Origin of the sequence: Oceanisphaera sediminis (assembly GCF_039539745.1) — a bacterium.
Classification (GTDB): domain Bacteria; phylum Pseudomonadota; class Gammaproteobacteria; order Enterobacterales; family Aeromonadaceae; genus Oceanimonas; species Oceanimonas sediminis.
Map to the genome: position 1 here is coordinate 112811 of NZ_BAABDS010000039.1, position 20840 is coordinate 133650.

Genomic DNA, 20840 nt, shown 5'->3' on the forward strand with positions numbered 1-20840 from the left:
TATCCGATAACGGACGGCTCAGCGATTCAGTACCAGCAAGGCATCGGGCACCGCCCGAAAGTCCAGCGCCATGGTCACGCTGATGGCGGTGATGGTGATGATGGACAGCACAAACACTCGCCGAGCCCAACCTTGCTCCTCCAAGCCACGGCGATAGCCGTTGAAGGCCATCACCAACCACCACAGGCTGGTGGCGCAGGACACCGCCATGAAGGTCAGCCCGGTATAGCCACCCAGTGGCAGCAGCACGGTCACCAGACAGAACACCGCGATATAAAGCACTATCTGGCGCTTGGCCTTGGCGATACCCTCGGCCACCGGCAGCACAGGAATATTGGCCGCCGCGTAATCGTCGTAACGAAAAATGGCGATGGCGTAGGAATGTGGCATCTGCCACAGGCTGAACATCAGCAGCAAAATGGCGGCTCCCGCGTCAAACTGACCGGAGACGGCGCAGTAACCCACCACCGGCGGCACGGCACCGGACAGGCTGCCGACCAGGGTGCCGTAGACGGACTTGCGCTTCATCCAGAGGCTGTACAAACCCACATACACCAGGTAACCGAAGACGGCAAAGCCCACCGCCACACCATTGGTGCGCACCGCCAGCAGGCCGAAGCCCAGCAGGCCCAGCAACAGGCCGTAGAGCAGCGCCGTGCGCCCGGACAACTCGCCGGTGACCGTTACCCGGTTGCAGGTACGGCGCATGCGCGCGTCTATATCACGGTCGATGCAGTTGTTGATGGCGCAGCCGGAGGCCACCACCAGCGACAGGCCGAGCACGGTGGCCCACATCAGCGACCAGTCGATGTCGCCACGAGAAGCCAGAAAAAAGCCCCCCGCTACCGAGATCAGGTTGCCCATGATAATGCCCGGCTTAATCACTTGGAGATAAGCTACCTTGAGGTAAGGCCGAATCATAAAAGCCCCTTGGGATCTAACATCCCGTTATGCTTGCAGAAAGTAGACTGTTCGTGCAGATGAAGTCGGGCAAAGGGCCCACTCCGCCGACACGCCGTAAACCCATCCCTGGGGGCTCGGACATGCCATCCCTGGCATGTCACGGTTGGCGGAGCAGTTCCCTTTACCCTCCTTTGGATCTGAGCAGCTGGTCAGCTGTTACATCATCATCTCGTTGGCGCTGAGGATGATCCACACCGACAGGCCGACTACCATCACGATGATCAGCGCAGAGAACATGAAGGCAACGGTGTTCTCGCGGCTGCTCGGGCTGAAGTTCAGGTGCAGGAAGTACTTGAGATGCACCACTATCTGCACGATCGCCAGGCCGACCACGGTGGCCAGGGTCATGCCCGGACTCAGTTGCCCGGTCATCACCGCCCAGAACGGAATGGCGGTGAGGATCACCGACAATACGAAGCCGGTGATATACGATTTTACGCTGCCGTGATCCTGTACGGCGCCGTCATGATGATTGCTCATGCCATTACTCCCATCAGATACACCACGGTAAACACGCAAATCCATACCACATCCAGGAAGTGCCAGAACATGCTCAGGCAACCCAGACGGGTCAGAGTGCGGGGACCGGTGCCCCGCTTCATCAGTTCGACCATCATCACCAGCATCCACACCAGGCCGGCAGTCACGTGCAAGCCGTGCATGCCCACCAGGGCGAAGAAGGCGCTCAAAAAGGCACTGCGGCTCGGGCCGGCGCCTTCGGCGATCAGATGCTGAAACTCGTACACTTCCATCGCGATAAAGGTCGAGCCCAGCGCGAAGGTGACCAGCAGCCACAGCAGGGTCAGGCCCCGTTTGTGCTGGTGGCCGGCGAGCATGGCAAAGCCGTAGGTGATGCTGCTGACCAGCAGCACCGCGGTTTCGCCGAGCACGAAGTTCAGATAGAACAGTTCACGACCGTCGGGGCCGCCGGCGGTGTTCATGTAGAGCACCGCGTAGGTGGCAAACACCGAGGCAAACAACAGACAGTCGGTCATCAGGTACAGCCAGAAACCGAACAGGGTATTACCGCCGGTGTCGTGGTGCTCTTCATGAGCCAGCGGGTCATCATGAATCTGGTGCTGTTGCGCCAGTTCGAGATCTATGGATACGGCTTCCATTACGCCTCCTTCATCATCACGTTGCGCAGGTGAGCCTGCTCGATGCGCTCGACTTCGTCGGGCTGCACGTAATAGTCGGTGTCGTTGTCATAGGCACGGCACAGGAAAATCACCAGGCTGGCCACCAGACCGGCAATCACCATCCACCAGATATGCCAGATGGCACCAAAACCCGCAGCCGTGACGGCGGCAGAAATCAGCACACCACAGGCGGTGTTTTTCGGCATGTGAATGGGCTGATACTCACCCTGCACCTTGTACGCCTTGCCCTGCTCCTTCATGTCGGTGAAGGCATCGATGTCGCCGACCTGCGGCTGCTTGGCAAAGTTGTAGAACTGGGGCGGAGACGAGGTGGACCATTCCAGAGTGTGACCATTCCAGGGATCGCCGGTCAGATCGCGGTTTTGCTCACGCTCGCGGAAGGCCTTGTAGATCTGCACAAACTGCAGCGCTATGCCCACCAGAATGAACAGGGCACCCACGGCCGCCAGATAGAGCCAGAAGTTCCAGGCCGGGTTGTCGGTGCTGTTGAGGCGACGGGTCATGCCCAGGAAGCCCAGCACGTACAGCGGCATGAAGGCGACATAGAAGCCAATCTGCCAGCACCAGAACGAGGCCTTGCCCAGTTTTTCGTCCAGATGGAAACCCATGGCTTTCGGGAACCAGAAGGCAAAGCCCGCCAGGTAGCCGAACACGGCACCACCGATGATAGTGTTGTGGAAGTGGGCAATCAGGAACAGGCTGTTGTGCAGCACGAAGTCGGCGCCCGGCAGGGCCAGCAGTACCCCGGTCATGCCGCCGATGGTGAAGGTGGTCATGAAGCCCAGGGTCCACAGCACCGGCACCGTCAGTCGCAGACGACCGCGATAGATGGTGAACAGCCAGTTGAACAGCTTCACCCCCGTCGGCACCGCGATAATCATGGTCATCACCCCGAAGAAGGCGTTGACGTTGGCGCTGGAGCCCATGGTAAAGAAGTGGTGCAGCCAGACGATGAAGCCCAGCACCGAAATGGCGCCGCTGGCATACACCATGGAGTTGTAGCCGAACAGCCGCTTGGAGGTAAAGGTAGAGATAACTTCGGAGAAAATACCGAACGCCGGCAGAATCAGGATATATACCTCGGGGTGACCCCAGGCCCAGAACAGGTTGATATACATCATGGCGTTACCACCGGCTTCATTGGTGAAGAAGTGGAAGTCCAGGTAACGGTCCAGGGTCAGCAGGGCCAGCACGGCCGTCAGAATGGGGAACGAGGCCACAATCAGAATGTTGGCCCAGGTACAGGTCCAGGTGAAGATTGGCATCTGCATCAGCTTCATGCCGGGCGTGCGCATCTTGAACACGGTCACCAGGAAGTTGACCCCGGTAAGCAGGGTACCGATACCGGAAATCTGCAGTGCCCAGATGTAGTAATCCACGCCTACGCCCGGGCTGAAGTCCAGCTCTGACAGCGGCGGATAAGCCACCCAGCCGGTCTTGGCGAATTCGCCCAGACCCAGTGAAATGTTGACCAGTACCGCACCCGACACCGCCAGCCAGAAGCTGAGGTTGTTGAGGAAGGGAAAGGCCACATCACGGGCGCCAATCTGCAGCGGCAGCACTATGTTCATCAGGCCAATCATGAAGGGCATGGCCATGAAGATGATCATGATGACACCGTGGGCGGTGAAGATCTGATCGTAGTGTTCCGGCGGCAGATAGCCGTCGGCACCGTTGGTCGACAATGCCAGCTGGGCTCGCATCATGATGGCGTCGGCAAAGCCGCGAATCATCATCACGAAGGCCAGAATGATATACATGATGCCGAGGCGTTTGTGGTCCACCGAGGTGATCCAGTCGCGCCAGAGTACGGTCCACTTGTTGTAACGGGTAATCAGAATGGCAATAACCGTGGCGGCAATGGCCACCACCGCCAGCGTAATCATGATAATGGGCTCATGATACGGCACGGCGTCCAGTGTGAGTTTTCCTAGAAGCGACATATTATTTCTCAGTCTCCATGGTCATCTTGGCGTTCATGGCATGCGTGCCGGCGGTGTGCTTTTCGCCGGCATCATCGGCGTGCATGAACTGCATCAGGATGTGGTGGAACATGCCGGGCTTGACCCGACCGAAATATTGCACCGGGTTGTTTTCACTCGGCTCGGCCAGAGCCTGGTAGCTGCTCGGATTCAGGGTCTGCGGCTGCTGCTTGAGCTTGTTGACCCAGGCGTCGAAGCCCGCTTCATCTTCGGTGGCAATGGCCTTGAACTGCATGCCGGTAAAGCCTTCACCGCTGTAGTTGGCAGAGAAACCGTCGTAGCTGCCCGGCTCGTTGGCAATCAGGTGCAGTTGGGTTTCCATGCCGGCCATGGAGTAGATCTGGCCACCCAACTGCGGAATGAAGAACGAGTTCATGGTGGTGTCGGAGGTGATCTTGAATTCCACCGGCACATCGGTCGGGAACGCCAGCTCGTTAACCGAGGCCACGCCCTGTTCCGGGTAGATGAACAGCCACTTCCAGTTGAGCGATACCACTTCAACGGTGAGGTGATCTTTCTCGTGAACCAGCGGTTTGTACGGATCCAGATCGTGCGTTGAGCGCCAGGTAATGACCCCCAGAATGACGATGATGATGATCGGCACCAGCCAGACGGTCAGCTCGATTTTGGTGGAATGCGACCACTTGGGTGCGTAGATTTCGTGATCCCGTCCTTCCCGGTATTTCCAGGCAAAGAACAGCGTCATCACGATCACCGGAATCACCACCAGCAGCATCAGCAGGGTGGCCACGATGATCAGATATTTTTCATCGGCGCCGACCTGCCCCTTGGGATCAAGCACGCCGCCTTCACAGCCGGCCAGCATGACTGACGCCGCTCCGGCCAGAAGCACGTTAATTAGCTTTCGAATAAACAAAAGGAACCCTTCCCCTATCCCTTAAGGACTTACCTTGTCGCCTGGGGCAACAAGACCATGATTGACCCCCGCGTACAGAAAAACGGGGCTCAATGGCGGGTATCTAAGATACCCGGGAGCGGGATCAGAACGTCGAACAGCCCTGGTCGGCAACGCGCAACGGCGTACCGACAACAACAAAGCGATGTGTGGGTTCAGATCCCGAACAGGGAGACAGGGGGGGCGCGGCAGCCGTTGGCGGCACGCAGTACACAGTCGTGCTGTGCGGGAGCGGAAAAAACGGGTTTGCGCTGACGCAGGCGAGGCCAGTTCAGGGTTTGCAGCAGCAGATGCAGCAGATGCAGCAACCAGGGAGCAAATACCAGCAGGCTGGTGAACAACATGGACTTTATCGCTTCAACCGGCAGCAGATCGGCCAGCTGGGCCTGATATTCCAGTACGTCACCGGACAGGCCGGTCCAGGACAACAGCCAGTCACCAACCAGCTCCAGCAGCATGATGGCACCCACCATGCCAACACCGCCCACACCGGACTTCGACAGCGACGCAAGGTCGTGCCATCTATCGGCCAGGGTAAGGTGCAGGATCGGGTTCAACAGCCAGGTTCCGTTGGTCAGCAGTCACATGGGGACCCGGTGTGGGTCGGTTTTTTAGCCGAAGAAGGCTACCAAACTTTGATCCAGCGCACAACCTCGCCGACGTTTACGGGTTAGGGCGAGACCGACTACAACACCACCTTGAGTGCCAGCGCCAGCAACACCAGGCCACTCAGCTTGTCGATGATGCCCGACCTGGCCTTGAGCCAGACCAGCACAGGTCCGCGCGACAACAGCAGCGCCACCAGCACATACCAGAGCGCATCGATGCCACCGGCGGTGAGCATCATCACGCCGCCCTGCTGCCAGCCGGTGTCGGCCTGCACAAACTGACTGAACAGCGCCACGAAGAAAATGGCCAGCTGAGGGTTCAAAAACGCCACCATAAAGCCCTCGAAGGCGCCCTGACGGCCACGCACCGGATGATCGCTGACCGTGGCCTCACCCGTCGCCGGCCGGGCCAGCAACGCCTTGACACCCAACCAGGCCAGAAAGGCGGCGCCACCGTAACGAATCATGTCGAACAGCAGCGGATTGCGGGTAATGAGCAGCGCCAGCCCCAGCGCGGTAATCAGGGCATAAAGCCCGACGCCCAGGCCATGACCCAGGGCCGTTACCACACCGTGGCCCCGCCCCCCCTTGACCGTATTGCGCATCACCACTGCCAAACTGGGACCGGGGCTGATGGCCCCCATCACGCAAATGGCCGCCAGGGCCAGCCAGCTGGAAAGTTCCATTATCGAAGCCTCGTTGTCACGGTGAAGTAAAATAAAGCGCTTATCTTAGGGCAGAACACGGCAGAGGTTTAAGCATAATTTGACTGCGCAGTTGTGTTTATTCGCCCAATATCCCTAAACTGACCGCTTTTCTGCTGGCTGCTGCCATAAAAACCGCGATATACGCTGGAGCAAGTAAAGCATGCAATATCAATGGATACTGTTCGACGCCGACGACACCCTGTTTCATTTCGATGCCCTGGCCGGGCTAACGCGGATGTTCGCCGCATTTGGCGTCAATTTCACCGAACAGGACTACCAGCATTACCAGACCCTCAGCAAGCCGCTGTGGGTGGATTATCAGAACGGCGCCATCAGCGCCGAGCAGCTGCAACACCGCCGCTTTCAGCACTGGGCCGAGCGGCTGTCGGTCACCACACAGCGGCTGAACCATGACTTTCTCGCCGCCATGGCCGACATCTGCACCCTGCTGCCGGGCGCGCGCGAGCTGGTGCAGGCGCTGCAGGGCAAGGCGAAGCTGGGCATCATCACCAACGGTTTTACCGCCATGCAGCATACCCGGCTGGAACGGGCCGGCTGGCAGGACACTTTTTCCACTCTGGTGATCTCGGAACAGGTCGGCATCGCCAAGCCGGATGCGGGCATTTTCGAGCACGCCTTAGAGCTGATGGGCCACCCGCCGAAAGAGCAAATACTGATGGTGGGCGACAATCCGCACTCGGACATTCTCGGCGGCCTCAACGCCGGCATCCACACCTGCTGGCTCAACACCGACGGCAAAGCCGCCCCACAGGGCATAACACCACGCTATGAAGTGAGCTCACTCGACCAGCTGCACACCCTGCTGCTGCGCTAAAAAGTGTCTGTTCTATCTCAGTAAAACAATTTGAATAAAGATCTTATCTTTTTCAAACTCGAACGCAGAGGCAACACAGCAACCTCCCACGACACGCCATAAACTCATCCTTGAGGGCTCGGAAATGCCGTCCATGGCATTTCACGGTCGCGGGAGGTCATCTCTGTTGCCTCTTCCTGAGCGCCGAGTTGCCTGCAGGCAATGCCAACTGATGACTCTGCAACATCAAGGAGGACAAAGGGATCTGCTCGGCCGACCATCCGCGCCACGGATGGCGCGGCTGAGCCTCCATGGACGGATTTACGGCGAGTCGGCGGAGCGGGCCCTTTGTTCATGTGCAACTTCCGATAATCAAGCGACAGCTCTTTGTGGGCATATAGGTACAAATCGCGTTCGTAAAAAAGGGCAGCCCGTGGGCTGCCCTTTTATCATCACTTACTGCTTAAGTGCTGCTGTTTACTTGCGGTTGCCGCGATAGGCAGGTGAAGCGTTCAGCACCATGTGACGGTTAACGTCTTTGTACAGCAGGTAGCGGAAACGAGTCGGGCCACCGGCGTAACAGGCTTGTGGGCAGAAGGCGCGCAACCACATATAGTCGCCGGCTTCTACTTCAACCCAGTCCTGGTTCAGGTGGTAAACCGCCTTGCCTTCCAGAACGTACAGGCCGTGTTCCATCACGTGAGTTTCGTCAAACGGGATTACGCCGCCAGACTGAAAGGTCACGATGTTCACGTGCATGTCGTGGCGCAGATCGGTCGGATCGGTGAAACGAGTGGTTGCCCAGGCATCGTTGGTGTCCGGCATCGGAGTCGGCGCGATGTCGTTTTCGTTGGTCACGAACGCTTCCGGCACATCGATGCCTTCTACGAATTCGTAAGCCTTGCGCAACCAGTGGAAGCGAACCGCTTCGCCACTGTTGTTCTTGACGGACCAGTTGGCACCTGCCGGCAGGTAGGCGTAGCCACCCAGCTCCATGTGATGCTCTTTGCCTTCCAGAGTCAGGGTCATTTCACCTTCAACGATGAAGATAACGCCTTCGGCACCGGAGTCCAGCTCGGGCTTGTTGCTGCCACCCTGAGGAGACACTTCCATGATGTAATGGGAGAAGGTTTCGGAGAAACCGCTCATCGGGCGGGCAAGAACCCACAGACGAGTTTCATCCCAGAACGGCAGAAAGCTGGTCACGATGTCGCTCATTACACCCTTGGGGATAATGGCGTACGCTTCGGTGAATACCGCGCGATCGTGAATCAGTTGAGTCTGCGGAGGCAGACCGCCCTTGGGGGCATAATAGGTATTACGGGCCATGAGTTCTGTCCTTTAATACGAGAGGGCCGGCGATACGCCGACAAAAGCCACGCCGTTCGGCATGACAATATAAATGATGAACGTCCTCATTGTAGAGCAAGGGCGTTTGATTTATAAATTAAATAATCCAATGCCTACTAGTGGATTAGCCACTGATGGAGCACTATGAATCTTAATGCCACCCTGGACCCGGTGTTGCTGCGCAGCTTTGTTGCGGTGGTGGATACCGGCAGCTTTACCCGCGCCGCCGACAGCACCCACCTGACCCAGTCCACCGTTAGCCAGCAGGTGCGAAAACTGGAAGCCCAGCTCGGTTGCGAGCTGTTGCACCGCAAGGGCCGCTACATTACCGCCACCCTCGAAGGCGAGCGGGTGCTGAGCTATGCCCGCCGCATTCTGCAGCTGATGAACGAAGCGGTGGCCCAGACCAGCATCAGCCTGGAGCAGCAAAAGATTCGCCTGGGGGTACCGGAAGACTTTGCCACCCACGCCATCATGCCCACGCTATCGGCCTTTTCCAGCGAGTATCCGGGCATTCGGCTGGAGGTAAAAAGCGGCCTGTGCAGCGACATCTGGCGTGAGTTTCAGCGGGGCGATATGGACCTGGCGCTGGTCAAGCAACGCCAGGGCAGCGTGCCCGGCCTGGCGTGCTGGCCCGAGCCGCTGTGCTGGATAGACAGCCTGCACAGCAACAATCTGGACAGCCATCCGGTGCCGCTGGTGACCTTTCCCATCGGTGGCCTCTACCGCAGCGAAATGGCCCATACCTTCGACCGGTTGGGCCGTAACTGGCGACTGGCCTATGTCAGCACCAGCCTCTCTGGCGTATGCTGTGCGGTAGAAGCGGGCTTTGGCGTGTCACTGCTGCCCCGCCGGCTGGTCACGGCTCAGCACCGCATACTCAACGAACGGGACGGCCTGCCCCCGGTACCGGATCTGGAGCTGACCCTGCACGCGCAGGACAAGCTCTCGGCCCACAGCAAGATCCTGGCCGATCGGCTGATCGACGCCTGCAACGACATCTGCCGGCAGTAACGGAGCAGTCCGCGGTCCATGACAAAACCCTCCGTCAGGAGGGTCTGTTCAAGCTTCTGTTCGCCGGGGCATACTCTCACCCGGCTCAGATCTCGGCAAAAATGTGCTTCAGGTTCACGTCTTCCTCGGCGGTCGGTTCCAGCTGCAACTGGGTTTCAATCTCGTCGAGATGATCCACCATCAGCCTGACCGCCCGCTCGACCTGATGCTCGGCAATGGCATCCAGCAGCTCGTTGTGCTCGCTGCACGACAGCCCCGAATGATGCGCCTTGCCCTTGCGACCACCCGTGCCCTGATACAGGGCCACAATCAGGGAAGAGCGGGGAATGATCTCATGCAGAAACGAGGTCAGCACCGGCTTGTTGGCCAGCTTGCCGATCAACAGATGAAACTCGCCGGACAAACGAATACGCAGGCTCTGCTGGCCATGCTCAATCGCCTGGTGCTCCCGCTCCAGGTGTTCCTGCAGCAAGGTCTTTTCACGCGCGGTGCATTTACTGGCCAGCTCACGTACCAGTTCGGCTTCAATCAGGCGCCGGGCCTGAAAAATTTCCCGCGCCTCTTCCGGTGAAGGCTCGGCCACAAAGGCACCGCTGTTGGGTACCAGATTCACCAGCTTGTGATAAGACAACTGCAGCAGCAGCTTGCGGACGAAGCCCCGGCTCAGGCCAAAGGTTTCGCTCAATTCCTCTTCTTTCAGGCGGGTGCCGGGCAGCAGCTTGTGCGCCACTATCGCTTCCCAGATGCGCTGATAAACGGTATCCAGATCGTTGGTTTTATTATTCATGCTCTTGGCCCTGTTTCGTCCGGCAAGGTGAACATTCGGTTCGACCTGCCGCTATCCCGCGACCGAATGCACAATGCATCGGTACCTTTTTCCCCAGAGTAGCACAGGGCATTATTGTCAACAATAACGCAACATGTTGTTAAAAAAGGGGCCGAAAACCCTGATCGCAAGGGGTGCCTGAGTGGGTCAGCCGATTACGGCTGGGTCATGGCTCTTACGGCGGCCCGCGCCGCCGCGTTCACCGCCACCAGCAAGGGCACCTCGAACTGCGGCTGCAATCTCAGCGCCGCGGCCGACAGCGGGCCGCCGCCCATGATCACCGCCTGGGCCGCATCCTGCTCAATGGATGCGCTCACCGCCGTCGCCAGCGCCGCATCGAGCTGCGCGGGTGAGGCCACCAGCTCCAGCGGATTACCGGGCGTCAACCGAGTACCACGATGCTGCTCGGCGTAGCCCAATTCGGCGGCCTTCCGTTCAAAAGAGGCGATCAACTGCTCGTCCGGGGTGACGGTCACGATACCGAATGGCCGGCCACCGCGAGCCGCCTCGTGAAATACCGCCTCGCCAATGCCGAACACCGGAATCGATACTCGGGCACGCAGCTCTTCCAGACCCGGGTCGCTGAACGCCGATACGATCAAGGCCGACACCCGTTCATCGGCCGCCGCTGCCACTCCCAGCGCCACCACGCCCGCCACCGCTTGCCGCATGGCCTGTGCCGTGGTCAGCAGCGGAGGCGCCGCCGTATTGGTCAGGCCTTTCAGCCGCGCCTGCGAACCGGCTTCTCTCTGGGCCAGCTCGGTCATCGAGGCAGTGGCCTCGGCATTCGAGTTGGGATTGATCAGTACTATGGTGTTGATGGGATTCTCCTGCTGCGGCTGGCTACTGGCCGTTTCATTTTGCCCGGTTCACTGCCGATGATACACAGTCATTAAAAAAGGCCCCGAAGGGCCTTTTGCATTAATGGCGGAAGCGTTGGCAAGGCTGCCAGTACTGCATCAGCAGGTAGTAGACGATGCCGGCAGGCAACAGGCTGGCGTACCAGGACACGGAGGAGAAGGTCAGGGCCACCATGGCACCGGCCAGGGCCGCAATCACCGCACCGTAGTTGACGCCTTTGTAGGGCCCCTGCTCGTCATAGAGCTTGTCCAGGTCCAGCTTGCGACGACGCAGAATGAAGTAGTCCACCACCATCACCGCGAAGATGGGACCGAGGAAGGCCGAGTAGGTCTGCACGAACATCTGCAGGCCGGCGGAAGACTCTTCCTTGACCAGTTCCCAGGGGAAGGTGCAGAAGGCCAGCAGACCCACCAGTATGGTGGAGGTACGGAACTTCAGCTTAAACACGTCCATCAGGATATAGGTGGGCGGTACCACGTTATTGAGTACGTTGGTGGTCACCTGGGCGAAGGCGATGAACAGCAGGGTAATCACCAGCAGCGGCGTATTGTCGACGGCACTGGAGAACACCTGAATCGGATCGGACACGCCGGTGGCACCGGACACCATCAGGCCAATCAGGCCCATGAACAGGGTACAGGGCAGAATGGACATGGCGTAAATCACCGTCAGCAGGCCCGGCTTGGTGCCTTCTTTCAGCTCGCGGGAATAGTCGCTGACGTTCAGCATCATGGTGCTGTAGATACCGAGGAACAGCATGGTCGCGCCCCAGAACGGCAGTCCCCAGGTGCCTTCAACGTTTACCAGATTGGTGGTGATTTCCTCACCGTAACGGTCGATGACACTCCAGAACATGTAGACCAGCGCCAGCAGGATGAAGCCGCTGCCCACGTTTTCCAGCCACTTGATGCCCTGAAAACCGAAGATCGACAGACCAATCTGCAAAAACTGGAACAGCACGAAGAACAGTACCAGATTGTCGTATCCGAACAGGGTGGCGGACACCGCATTGATGGCGCCGGCCCCTATCCAGCTCTGAAAACCGTACCAGACGATAGCCGGTACCGCTCGCACCAGTCCCGGAAAGCGGGTACCGGAAAAACCGAAGGCGGCCCGCGCCTGCACCATGAAGGGGATGCCGTATTTGTAACCGGCGGCGCCGTTCAATGCCAGCGCAATGCCAATCACAAAGCAGCCGATGGCAATGGCCACGCAGGTTTGCAACAGGTTGAGGGTGCCAACGATGCTGGAGCCCATGGTAAAGGTGCCGATGGAGACGCAGCCACCGAACCAGGCCAGCAGGTAGGAAAACCGCCCCATGATTCGGTGCTTCTGCGGTGCCAGTGATTCTTCACCCGCCTTCTTGTCATTGCCGCCGGCGGTATTGGCCGGCCCTGCCTTGCCTGTTTGCATGGGAATGGCGACGTCGCTGTTTACATTCTGAATAGCCATAGTCTAGTCCTCGGTATTCCGTCACTCGGGGCCGTTACCGCCCCAGTCCTCTGCCGGCTGCCCTGAGCCGTGCATCCGTTGCGACAGTCAAACTACCCTGTCTGTCGCAATCAATGTGGGTAAATCATCTCAGGCGATATTGAGTTGCCGCCCCGGGTGAGCCATGTCCGGCCGGGGCCAGCTGAAGGTCAGTACCTTACTGGTACCCAGCTTCATGTCCACCATGGCCTCGCACAATTTGACTGCCGCTACTGTACCGTCAATCACCGGAATGCCGATGGCCTGCTCGATATATTCCCGATACTGGGACATACCGGCACAGCCCAGCACGATGGCTTCGGCATGATCTTCTGCCTTGGCTCGCTCGCATTCGGCAATCACCTTGGCGATGGCGGCGTCCGGCGAGGTCGCCAGATCCAGCACCCGCATCGGCGTGGTACGAATGTTTTTGCACTGTTCGCCAAAGCCGTAGCGGCTGACCAGATGCTCGGTCATGAAGCGTACCCGGGGCGCCGTGGTCACCACGCTGAAACAGGCACCACTCATCACCGCCATATGAAACGCCGCCTCGGCAATGCCCAGCACCGGCTTGTCGGTCAGCTCCCGGGCGGCATAGAGCCCGGGGTCGCCGAAGCAGGCCAGCACATAGGCATCGATATTTTCTTCCCGATCGCCTTTGGCAATTTCTTCCAGCACGCCGGGTACCGACAGCGCTTCGTCGTAGAAACTTTCGATGGACGCCGGGCCGCTGGCCGGGCTCACTGCCAGCACCTGAGTGTCGGGCCGCGCCACCTGGTCCGCCAGCCGCTGCAATGCATCGGTAAACGACTGGGTAGTATTGGGGTTGATGATCTTTATTCTCACGACGATCTCCTTGTTTACGAACCAATCAATTTATTGTTAACGATTTGATAATAGAACAAGGATTAACAAACTGTAAACATATTTATCTGATCGTTAATCATCGTGACGGGTAACGAAAACGTTCTTCAAGAAATGGATAACAACTCATGATTTAAACTTAAGAGATTGATATTAAATTGTATTTAGTGAAAACCACCGAAGGAGGCGAGCCTCATTCGCATTCTCTTCCGGCCCATTACAGCACCTCACGTGTTTCCATTTTGTTAGCAATAATGTGATTCAGGTCATAACAACGGGTCGTAAAAAAGCCCTCCTGAACGGAGGGCTTGCCCGGTGTAATGTGCATAACCCGGCGGCGGATTAACCTTGTTGCGGCAGCTGCACCATGGCTTCAAAGCCGTCTTGTCGGTTTGAAGCCGGCGAGTGCAGCGTCAGGCTGGTACCGGCACCGCGGGCAATGGCCTCGACAATCGCCAGCCCCAATCCGGATCCCGCCTTGATACCTGAATGAGTGGCAGAATGAGTGCCTGGGGCACGCGAAAAACGCGCCGTCAGCCCGGCCAAAACAGCTTCTGGCACCACGGGCCCGCCGTTGCTTACCCGCAACACGCCGGTTTGCGACAGGCAGACCCTCACCGGCTGCTGCTCATCGCCGTATTTGAGCGCATTCTCGAGCAGATTACGCACCAGAATGGCGAAGGCATCCACATCGAGGGTGGTGAATACCGGCGTCTGCCCGGGCACCGATAACTCCGGCGTCCGGCCGTCGAATGCCCGCCGACACTCTTCGACCACATGCCGCAAGACCGGAACCACATCATGGGGCTCGGCCGACACCAGGGCGCCCCCTTCCGCCTTGGCCAGTTGCATCAGTTTTTCCGACAGCCGCACCAGCCTGCGCAATGCGCTTTCAATCTGATCCGCCCGTTGCTGTAAGGGGCCGCCCGGTGTTTCACGTCGTAGGCGCTGCACCTGGGCCAGTGCTGCGGCCAGCGGGGTACGCAATTCATGGGCGCTGTTGGCGGTGAAGCTGCGCTCCGATTCCAGGGCGCGCCGCAACCGCTCCATCAGCTGATTGACCGCCTGGGCGACCGGCTCGATTTCCGCCGGCAAACGGGCCGCCGTGACCGGCGACAAATCGCCGGCGCCACGGGCCTCGATGGCACCCTTGTAGGCCAGCACGCTTTGCAGACTAAAACGCACCAGCAACCAGATACCCAACAGGCTGACCGGAATCAACAGCAACAGCGGCAACAGCAATGCCATCACCGCGTCCCATGTGGCATTCCGCCGATGCGCCAGCGGTTCGGCCACTTCGATGAAGATGGTGTCACTCACCGCCGACTCACCGTACAGCCGATGATGATCCAGCGTGCGAAAACCGGTACGGGGCCGCGCATCAAACAGCGCAGGATCCACATCGTGCGACTGCAACAACACATTACCGTCGGCATCGCGCACCAGGTAACTGAGCAGTTCGGTATGGGGGCGCAGCATCGCAATCTGCTGGGGCAATAACGGCTCTTCGCGGTTCACGATTTCGGTCACCGCCAACGGCAGTATGCGTTGGGCGGTTTCTTCCAGCGCGCTGTCGAAGGCCTCATCCAGCTCGTTGCGCACCACCAGCCCCGAAGCCAGAGTCGCGACCAGCCACAGCAGGGTGACCCCCAGGGTCAGCCCTAGGCCAAGCCGGCGCTGCAGGCTGCTGCTCGACTTCATGACCGCGCCAGCCGGTAGCCCATGCCGCGTACCGTTTCAATCACCTCCCGGCCCAGTCGCTTGCGCAACCGGCTGACGTAGACTTCGATGGTGTTGCTTTCTATTTCGGCACCGAATTCATACAGCCGGTCTTCCAGCTGGGCCTTGGACAACAGGGTGCCCGGCCGCTGCACAAATGCCTCGAACAACGCCCATTCGCGGGCGGTAAGATCCACCGGCCGGCCATCGCGACGCACCGAGTGTTCGATCAAATCCACCTCCAGCCCGCCCACCTTGAGCAACGGATTGGGGTTACCGTGATAACGCCGCGCCACGGCGGCCATCCGCGCCGACAATTCGGACAGATCGAACGGCTTCACCAGGTAATCGTCGGCACCGGCGTTCAGACCCGCAATGCGGTCGGAGATTTGGTCGCGGGCGGTGAGGATGATCACCGGCGTACCGGCGCCGCTCGCTCGCAGCCGACGCAGAAAATCGAGGCCCCGCCCGTCGGGCAGCATCAGGTCGAGCAGGATCAGATCGTAGGCGGTGCTCTGCACGCTAGACTCGGCATGGCTCAGCAACTGCACCCAGTCCACCGCATGGCCGTCCTCGGCAATCTGCTCGTGTATGGCCGTGCCCAGCTCGACGGTATCTTCTATCAGTAATATCCGCATGCGCTGTTCCTTGGTGTTGGTCTGTCTTTACCGATAGTAACGGCCCTGGCTGACAGCTGCCTGAACAAAACGCGCCTGTTCGGCCCTTTGGCCGCCAATCGCCAGTATACGAAGTCGGCCGGCCCGGGGCCGCCTGCATTTTTTCGGGCTTCAGGCTGTTGTCAGGAAAGGGGGGCACAATGAGACATCTTTTACAGGAGACAGCCCATGAAACCCATACTGCTTACCGCCACCACCCTCGCCCTCGCGCTGACTGCCGGCACCGCCTATGCCGACGACGATTGCCATGATCCGGTTGCCGACTGGCAGCCACGTGAAGCCCTGCGCCAGATGCTGGAACAGCAAGACTGGCAGGTACGACGCATCAAGGTCGATGACGGCTGCTATGAGGTCAAGGGCATGGACCGCAGCGGCAATCGCATCGAAGCCAAGTATGCACCGGCCTCGTTGCGCATTCGCAGCCTGGAAGTCGAGTTTGCCGACGATGGCGATACCACCGACTACCCGGCGCTGCCGACCATGCCCCGCGCATCCGAAACGGTTGAGTGACCGATTCATCAACACGGAGAGCATCATCATGAAAACAACAGCAGCGATTCTTGTTCTGGCCTCGGCACTCGCCCTGCCGAGCCTGGCCCAGGCGCGGGAAGTCACCCTGACCACCGAACTGAAAGGCTATAACGGTGACGGCGCCTATATGGCCATCTATCTCACCGATGCCGACGGCCGCTACCAGGACACCCTGTGGGTGGCCGGCAGAAAGTCAAAATACTACAAGCACCTGAAAGACTGGGCTCGCGGCGGCGGCATGAAGCGCGCCGAATATGACGGTAAAACCGGTGCCAGCCTCACCAGCGGGCACACCCTGACCACCACGGTGGAGCTGGACGATTCGCTGTTCGACGCCGGTTACCAGCTGCGGGTAGATACCTCGGTGGAAGATCTGCGCGATCAGCGCGCCGATGTGATTGCGCCGCTGACCACGGCGGGGGCCGGCCAGCCGATAGACGGCCGCGGCTACGTGAAATCCTTTACCTACCAGCTGTAACCGGTCAACGAGGAGAGGCGCCATGCTGCGCAAACTGCATTCACTGTCGGCATTGCTGGCCGCCCTGTTCATTCTGACCCTGGCGGTGACCGGTGCCGTGCTGTCCATCGAACCGGCCATGGAACGGGCCGGTGCCCAGGTGCCTGCCGCCGGCCAGCTTAGCGTGGCCGAGCTGGCCGGGCGAATAGGCCGCCATTATGCCGACGTGGAGCAGATTGAACGCCGGCCATCGGGCGCCATCGTCGTCTACTACCGCCAGTCAGATCAAAGCGGCGCCGATCTGGTCAGCCCGCTCACCGGGCTGGCCATCGCCCCCTATCAGCCTTCTGCCTTTTTTCGCTGGGTTCGGCAACTGCATCGCTCTTTGCTGCTGGACTCGCCCGGCCGGGCGCTGGCCGGTATAACGGCATTGGTCATGCTGATACTGTCGCTCTCCGGCACCCTGATGTTAGCCCGGCAACAGGGCGGCTGGCGCCGGCTGCTCAGCCCGGTGGCCGGCAACGGCAGCAAACGACTGCATGCCCGGCTGAGCCGTGCCGCCCTGCCCGGCCTGCTGTTATCGGCCCTGACCGGTTTGTATATGTCGGCGCTCACCTTCGGCCTGATCGCGGAAGGAACACCGGCAGAGCCCGAATGGCCCACCATTACCGCCAACGGTCAGCCTGCCCCGGCGGCCAGCCTGGCCGCCCTGCAAACCCTCGACCTGACCGAGCTGAAAGAACTGGTTTACCCCTATCCGAATGAACCGACCGATGTGTATTCGCTGCACACCACTTCAGGGGCCGGCTATATCAATCCCTACAGCGGAGAGCTGTTGTCGTACCAGCGGGATGACAGCCGACAGGGCGTGCAGGCGTTCTTGACCATGCTGCATACCGGCGAAGGCCTCTGGTGGCTGGGGCTCTTGCTCGGCCTCGGTGCGTTGGTGGTGCCGGTGCTGACCGTCACCGGCATACAGGTATGGTGGCAACGCCGCCGGGCCCGGCCAAAACTGGCCAACAACTGCGGGGCCCATGTTGCCGATACGGTGATCCTGGTCGGCAGTGAAGCCAACAGCACCTGGGGCTTTGCCAACACCCTGCATGATGCGCTGACCGCGGCGGGCCACCGCGTGCATACCGCGCCCATGAACCAGCTGGCCTCCGGTTATCGACGCGCCCGGCAACTGCTGATTTTGACCGCCACCTACGGTGACGGGGATGCCCCCGCCTCGGGCAACCGCTTTCTGGCCCGTTTAGCCCGCATCAACCCCCGCCCCGATACCCGCTTTGCGGTGCTCGGCTTTGGCGACCGGCAGTTCCCGCAGTTTTGCCGGTTTGCAAACACGGTAGAGACGGCGCTGCTGGCCGGCGGCTGGTCGTCACTCATGCCGCTGGAGACTATAGATCGGCAGTCGACACAGACCTTTTCGCGCTGGGGCCAGCGGCTGGGTCAGGCGCTCGGCTGTGAACTGAAATTGGAGCACACGCCCCGTCGGGCCCCCACGACTCGGCTGCAACTGGCCGAACGGGTGGACTATGGCGCAGATACAGAGGCGCCGACCAGCGTATTGCGCTTCAAAGTGCCGACCGGTGCCAACCATGGCTGGCGGCGCCTGATCGGACAAAGCGGCCTGCCACCTTTCGAGGCCGGCGACCTGGTCGGTATCTATCCGCCGGGCAGCGCCGTACCCAGGCTCTATTCACTGGCCAGCGCCTCAGCCGATGGTCAGCTGGAAATCTGCGTACGCAAACACGAAGGCGGTGTCTGCTCCGGCTTTTTGCACGCCCTGCAGCCGGGTGGCGACATCGAGGCCTTTATTCAGCCCCATCCGGCATTTCGCCCCCTTGCCGGGCAGGCACCGGTGGTGCTGATTGGTGCCGGCACCGGCATAGGGCCACTGGCCGGGTTTATTCGTCATAACCGCCAGAAGCGCCCGGTGCATCTTTACTGGGGCGGACGTGACCCCAAGTCCGACTTTCTTTACCAGCCGGAGCTGCAGCATTATCTGGCCGACCGGCGTCTGACGCAGCTGAACACCGCCTTTTCGCGCGTCGGCGAACGCTGTTATGTGCAGGACAGGATCATGGCGGACGGCTCGCAACTGCGCACCCTGATTGAAAGAGGCGCTCAAATTCTGGTATGTGGTGGCAGGGACATGGCCAACAGCGTAATGGTCACCCTGAATCAGGTGATGGCCCCGTTGGGAATGGATGTGCAGACGCTCAAGGCCCAGGGACGCTATCGGGAAGATGTTTACTGAGGGCCGCGCCGAATAACGAACATGACAGCGTGATAAAAAAACAGGGGACAGCCGATAAGCAGTCCCCTGTTTTTGTCTGCTCTAAGGCATAGACTGGCCGGTATTAGTATTCGGCGTTGTGGTACACGTTCTGTACGTCGTCCACGTCGTCCAGCATGTCGAGGAAGCGCTCGAGCTGGGCCACATCGTCACCGGTCACTTCAACGGTGGTTTGCGGCACAAACTGAATGCTGTCGACGTCAAAGTCGATATCGCCAAAGGCTTCGGTCAACGCCTGCTTGGTCTTGAAGTATTCGGTGTGCGGCGCGAACACGGTGATCTTGCCGTCTTCCTGCTCGACATCGGTCACATCCACGTCGGCCATCATCAGCGCTTCCAGCACGGCGTCTTCGTCGTCGCCGGCAAACACCAGAATGGCGCAGTGATCAAACATGTGGCTGACGGTGCCGGAGGTACCGATCTTGGCCTTGACCTTGTTGAAGCACTGGCGCACATCGCCGATGGTGCGGTTGGGGTTGTCGGTCAGACAATCCACGATCACCATGCAGTTGCCGGGGCCAAAACCTTCGTAGCGGGCGGGAGAAAAGTCTTCACCGGCGCCACTGGTGGCTTTTTGCAGTGCTTTTTCGACGACATGGGCAGGCACCTGGTCTTTCTTGGCGCGCTCGATCAGGCCGCGCAGCGCCAGGTTGCCGTCCGGGTCGGCACCACCGGACTTGGCAACAACGTAGATTTCACGGCCGTATTTGCTGTAGACCTTGCTCTTGGCATTCGCCGTTTTGGCGATGGATTCTTTGCGGTTTTGATAGGCTCTGCCCATGGGATGGTCTCGTTGTTCATCGGAAGAGGCCGAATTTTACACACAGAAAAGCAGCAGATCTATTTTCATGTTCCCTGCCGCCCTGTTTTTCTGCCCGTCATCGTCAATAACCGGCAAATTCCTCGGTACGCAACTGATCTTCGGCGACCCCGGCATCAACCAGCATGGTTTTCATCGCCACCACCAGCCCGGGCGGCCCGTCCAGATAATAAACGGGTCGGGTCAGGTCGGTCAGATAACGCGCCAGCATGGCTCTGTCCACATAGCCGCGCTCGCCTTGCCAGTGTTGTGCCGACTGCTCGGCCTGACTCATGGTGGCCACCAGGGTGCAGCCAGGATCATCGGCACAAACCTGTGTCAGCTCGTCGAGAAAAGCGGCATCTTCCGGCCGCCGGTTGGCATAAAACAGCGTCATTTTGCGCCCCTTATGCTCGGCAACGGCCTGCAGCAGCATGCTTCTGACCGGCGTGATGCCGATGCCGCCGGTAATAAACACCAGCTCCCGAGTCACATCGACAGGCAGGGTAAAATCGCCATAGGGGCCCTTGAGGGTAACATCGGCCCCCGGCTCCAGAGCACTGATCACCCGCTTGAAGGCGCTGTCTCTGATACGAGTGGCGACCATCAGCTCGGACTCGGCAGGGGTGGACGCCAGAGAGAGAATACGCCCGTTACCCTCTTCGTCGGTTTCGGGCGGATCGACCAGCAACAGGCGGGCACACTGACCGGCCTTGAAGCCGAAATCATCGGGCTTGTCGAAATACAACGCCAGGGTGTCTTCGGCAACCCGTTGCTTGCGCTTGAGTGTGAGTTGATAACTGGCCATGACCGATGGCTC

At 59.6% G+C, this 20840-nt stretch carries 21 protein-coding genes; 5 read left to right on the top strand and 16 right to left on the bottom strand.

The window, feature by feature from the left end; genetic code table 11:
• Positions 1–18: 18 nt before the first annotated feature.
• From cyoE to ABD827_RS14175, 7 genes are all read right to left on the bottom strand, one after another.
• A complete protein-coding gene (cyoE, locus tag ABD827_RS14145; RefSeq protein WP_344965335.1) occupies positions 19–921 on the bottom strand; it encodes a heme o synthase in 903 nt (300 codons plus the stop codon).
• Positions 922–1119: 198 nt separating this feature from the next.
• On the bottom strand, positions 1120–1443 hold the full coding sequence (cyoD, locus tag ABD827_RS14150; RefSeq protein WP_344965336.1) for a cytochrome o ubiquinol oxidase subunit IV: 324 nt from the start codon (positions 1441–1443) through the stop codon (positions 1120–1122).
• Positions 1440–2081: a cytochrome o ubiquinol oxidase subunit III gene (gene cyoC, locus ABD827_RS14155; RefSeq protein WP_344965338.1), complete on the bottom strand. Its 642-nt coding sequence runs from the start codon at positions 2079–2081 to the stop codon at positions 1440–1442. The genes cyoD and cyoC overlap by 4 nt, the downstream gene beginning before the upstream one ends.
• Complete coding sequence (cyoB, locus tag ABD827_RS14160) at positions 2081–4066, bottom strand: cytochrome o ubiquinol oxidase subunit I (protein WP_344965340.1); 1986 nt, start codon at positions 4064–4066, stop codon at positions 2081–2083. The genes cyoC and cyoB overlap by 1 nt, the downstream gene beginning before the upstream one ends.
• A gap of 1 nt (position 4067) precedes the next feature.
• On the bottom strand, positions 4068–4958 hold the full coding sequence (gene cyoA / locus ABD827_RS14165; protein ID WP_344965341.1) for a ubiquinol oxidase subunit II: 891 nt from the start codon (positions 4956–4958) through the stop codon (positions 4068–4070).
• A 218-nt stretch (positions 4959–5176) separates the two neighbouring features.
• Positions 5177–5578: a hypothetical protein gene (locus tag ABD827_RS14170; protein ID WP_344965344.1), complete on the bottom strand. Its 402-nt coding sequence runs from the start codon at positions 5576–5578 to the stop codon at positions 5177–5179.
• A gap of 128 nt (positions 5579–5706) precedes the next feature.
• A complete protein-coding gene (locus ABD827_RS14175; protein WP_344965345.1) occupies positions 5707–6315 on the bottom strand; it encodes a LysE family translocator in 609 nt (202 codons plus the stop codon).
• Positions 6316–6496: 181 nt separating this feature from the next.
• On the opposite strand from ABD827_RS14175, the gene yjjG reads away from it, so the two are divergent.
• A complete protein-coding gene (yjjG, locus tag ABD827_RS14180; protein ID WP_344965346.1) occupies positions 6497–7171 on the top strand; it encodes a pyrimidine 5'-nucleotidase in 675 nt (224 codons plus the stop codon).
• A gap of 456 nt (positions 7172–7627) precedes the next feature.
• Here the strand turns inward: yjjG and ABD827_RS14185 are convergent, their stop codons facing one another.
• A complete protein-coding gene (locus ABD827_RS14185; protein ID WP_344965347.1) occupies positions 7628–8479 on the bottom strand; it encodes a bifunctional allantoicase/(S)-ureidoglycine aminohydrolase in 852 nt (283 codons plus the stop codon).
• Between the two features lie 165 nt (positions 8480–8644).
• Between ABD827_RS14185 and ABD827_RS14190 the strand changes: the two genes are divergently transcribed.
• The gene (locus tag ABD827_RS14190; RefSeq protein ID WP_344965349.1) at positions 8645–9514 is read left to right on the top strand and encodes a LysR substrate-binding domain-containing protein; all 870 of its coding nucleotides are present in this window, start codon (positions 8645–8647) and stop codon (positions 9512–9514) included.
• Between the two features lie 85 nt (positions 9515–9599).
• On the opposite strand, the gene ABD827_RS14195 is transcribed toward ABD827_RS14190, so the two are convergent.
• The 6 genes from ABD827_RS14195 to ABD827_RS14220 all read right to left on the bottom strand — a co-directional run bounded on the left by ABD827_RS14195 (position 9600) and on the right by ABD827_RS14220 (position 15892).
• Positions 9600–10301 (bottom strand): GntR family transcriptional regulator, encoded by a 702-nt coding sequence (locus tag ABD827_RS14195; RefSeq protein WP_344965350.1) that lies wholly within the window; start codon positions 10299–10301, stop codon positions 9600–9602.
• A 194-nt stretch (positions 10302–10495) separates the two neighbouring features.
• Positions 10496–11161, bottom strand: coding sequence for an aspartate/glutamate racemase family protein (locus ABD827_RS14200; protein ID WP_344965427.1), 666 nt, complete (start codon positions 11159–11161; stop codon positions 10496–10498).
• Positions 11162–11261: 100 nt separating this feature from the next.
• Positions 11262–12653 (bottom strand): NCS1 family transporter, encoded by a 1392-nt coding sequence (locus ABD827_RS14205; RefSeq protein ID WP_344965351.1) that lies wholly within the window; start codon positions 12651–12653, stop codon positions 11262–11264.
• Between the two features lie 129 nt (positions 12654–12782).
• Positions 12783–13517: an aspartate/glutamate racemase family protein gene (locus ABD827_RS14210; protein WP_344965352.1), complete on the bottom strand. Its 735-nt coding sequence runs from the start codon at positions 13515–13517 to the stop codon at positions 12783–12785.
• 360 nt (positions 13518–13877) lie between these two features.
• Complete coding sequence (locus ABD827_RS14215; protein WP_344965353.1) at positions 13878–15236, bottom strand: sensor histidine kinase; 1359 nt, start codon at positions 15234–15236, stop codon at positions 13878–13880.
• Positions 15233–15892 (bottom strand): response regulator, encoded by a 660-nt coding sequence (locus ABD827_RS14220; RefSeq protein ID WP_344965354.1) that lies wholly within the window; start codon positions 15890–15892, stop codon positions 15233–15235. Before ABD827_RS14220 ends, ABD827_RS14215 begins: the two co-directional genes overlap by 4 nt.
• Positions 15893–16099: 207 nt before the next feature.
• Here ABD827_RS14220 and ABD827_RS14225 point away from each other — a divergent pair, with 207 nt between their 5' ends.
• From ABD827_RS14225 to ABD827_RS14235, 3 genes are read left to right on the top strand one after another with little or no spacing between them, the layout of a single operon-like run.
• Positions 16100–16441 carry a PepSY domain-containing protein gene (locus ABD827_RS14225; protein WP_344965355.1) on the top strand — a complete coding sequence of 114 codons (342 nt, stop codon included), beginning with the start codon at positions 16100–16102 and terminating at the stop codon, positions 16439–16441.
• 28 nt (positions 16442–16469) lie between these two features.
• Positions 16470–16940: a DUF2271 domain-containing protein gene (locus ABD827_RS14230; protein WP_344965356.1), complete on the top strand. Its 471-nt coding sequence runs from the start codon at positions 16470–16472 to the stop codon at positions 16938–16940.
• 22 nt (positions 16941–16962) lie between these two features.
• Positions 16963–19182, top strand: coding sequence for a PepSY domain-containing protein (locus ABD827_RS14235; protein ID WP_344965357.1), 2220 nt, complete (start codon positions 16963–16965; stop codon positions 19180–19182).
• 103 nt (positions 19183–19285) lie between these two features.
• Here the strand turns inward: ABD827_RS14235 and ABD827_RS14240 are convergent, their stop codons facing one another.
• A complete protein-coding gene (locus ABD827_RS14240; RefSeq protein ID WP_344965358.1) occupies positions 19286–20002 on the bottom strand; it encodes a YebC/PmpR family DNA-binding transcriptional regulator in 717 nt (238 codons plus the stop codon).
• Positions 20003–20105: 103 nt separating this feature from the next.
• Complete coding sequence (locus ABD827_RS14245) at positions 20106–20828, bottom strand: ferredoxin--NADP reductase (protein ID WP_344965359.1); 723 nt, start codon at positions 20826–20828, stop codon at positions 20106–20108.
• Positions 20829–20840 lie beyond the last annotated feature (12 nt).

What these genes read in the sequence shown, in the direction of transcription:
- cyoE (WP_344965335.1), bottom strand. Translation starts at nt 921, where the DNA reads ATGATTCGGCCTTACCTCAAGGTAGCTTATCTCCAAGTGATTAAGCCG.
- cyoD (WP_344965336.1), bottom strand. Translation starts at nt 1,443, where the DNA reads ATGAGCAATCATCATGACGGCGCCGTACAGGATCACGGCAGCGTAAAA.
- cyoC (WP_344965338.1), bottom strand. Translation starts at nt 2,081, where the DNA reads ATGGAAGCCGTATCCATAGATCTCGAACTGGCGCAACAGCACCAGATT.
- cyoB (WP_344965340.1), bottom strand. Translation starts at nt 4,066, where the DNA reads ATGTCGCTTCTAGGAAAACTCACACTGGACGCCGTGCCGTATCATGAG.
- ABD827_RS14175 (WP_344965345.1), bottom strand. Translation starts at nt 6,315, where the DNA reads ATGGAACTTTCCAGCTGGCTGGCCCTGGCGGCCATTTGCGTGATGGGG.
- yjjG (WP_344965346.1), top strand. Translation starts at nt 6,497, where the DNA reads ATGCAATATCAATGGATACTGTTCGACGCCGACGACACCCTGTTTCAT.
- ABD827_RS14185 (WP_344965347.1), bottom strand. Translation starts at nt 8,479, where the DNA reads ATGGCCCGTAATACCTATTATGCCCCCAAGGGCGGTCTGCCTCCGCAG.
- ABD827_RS14190 (WP_344965349.1), top strand. Translation starts at nt 8,645, where the DNA reads ATGAATCTTAATGCCACCCTGGACCCGGTGTTGCTGCGCAGCTTTGTT.
- ABD827_RS14195 (WP_344965350.1), bottom strand. Translation starts at nt 10,301, where the DNA reads ATGAATAATAAAACCAACGATCTGGATACCGTTTATCAGCGCATCTGG.
- ABD827_RS14205 (WP_344965351.1), bottom strand. Translation starts at nt 12,653, where the DNA reads ATGGCTATTCAGAATGTAAACAGCGACGTCGCCATTCCCATGCAAACA.
- ABD827_RS14215 (WP_344965353.1), bottom strand. Translation starts at nt 15,236, where the DNA reads ATGAAGTCGAGCAGCAGCCTGCAGCGCCGGCTTGGCCTAGGGCTGACC.
- ABD827_RS14220 (WP_344965354.1), bottom strand. Translation starts at nt 15,892, where the DNA reads ATGCGGATATTACTGATAGAAGATACCGTCGAGCTGGGCACGGCCATA.
- ABD827_RS14225 (WP_344965355.1), top strand. Translation starts at nt 16,100, where the DNA reads ATGAAACCCATACTGCTTACCGCCACCACCCTCGCCCTCGCGCTGACT.
- ABD827_RS14230 (WP_344965356.1), top strand. Translation starts at nt 16,470, where the DNA reads ATGAAAACAACAGCAGCGATTCTTGTTCTGGCCTCGGCACTCGCCCTG.
- ABD827_RS14235 (WP_344965357.1), top strand. Translation starts at nt 16,963, where the DNA reads ATGCTGCGCAAACTGCATTCACTGTCGGCATTGCTGGCCGCCCTGTTC.
- ABD827_RS14240 (WP_344965358.1), bottom strand. Translation starts at nt 20,002, where the DNA reads ATGGGCAGAGCCTATCAAAACCGCAAAGAATCCATCGCCAAAACGGCG.
- ABD827_RS14245 (WP_344965359.1), bottom strand. Translation starts at nt 20,828, where the DNA reads ATGGCCAGTTATCAACTCACACTCAAGCGCAAGCAACGGGTTGCCGAA.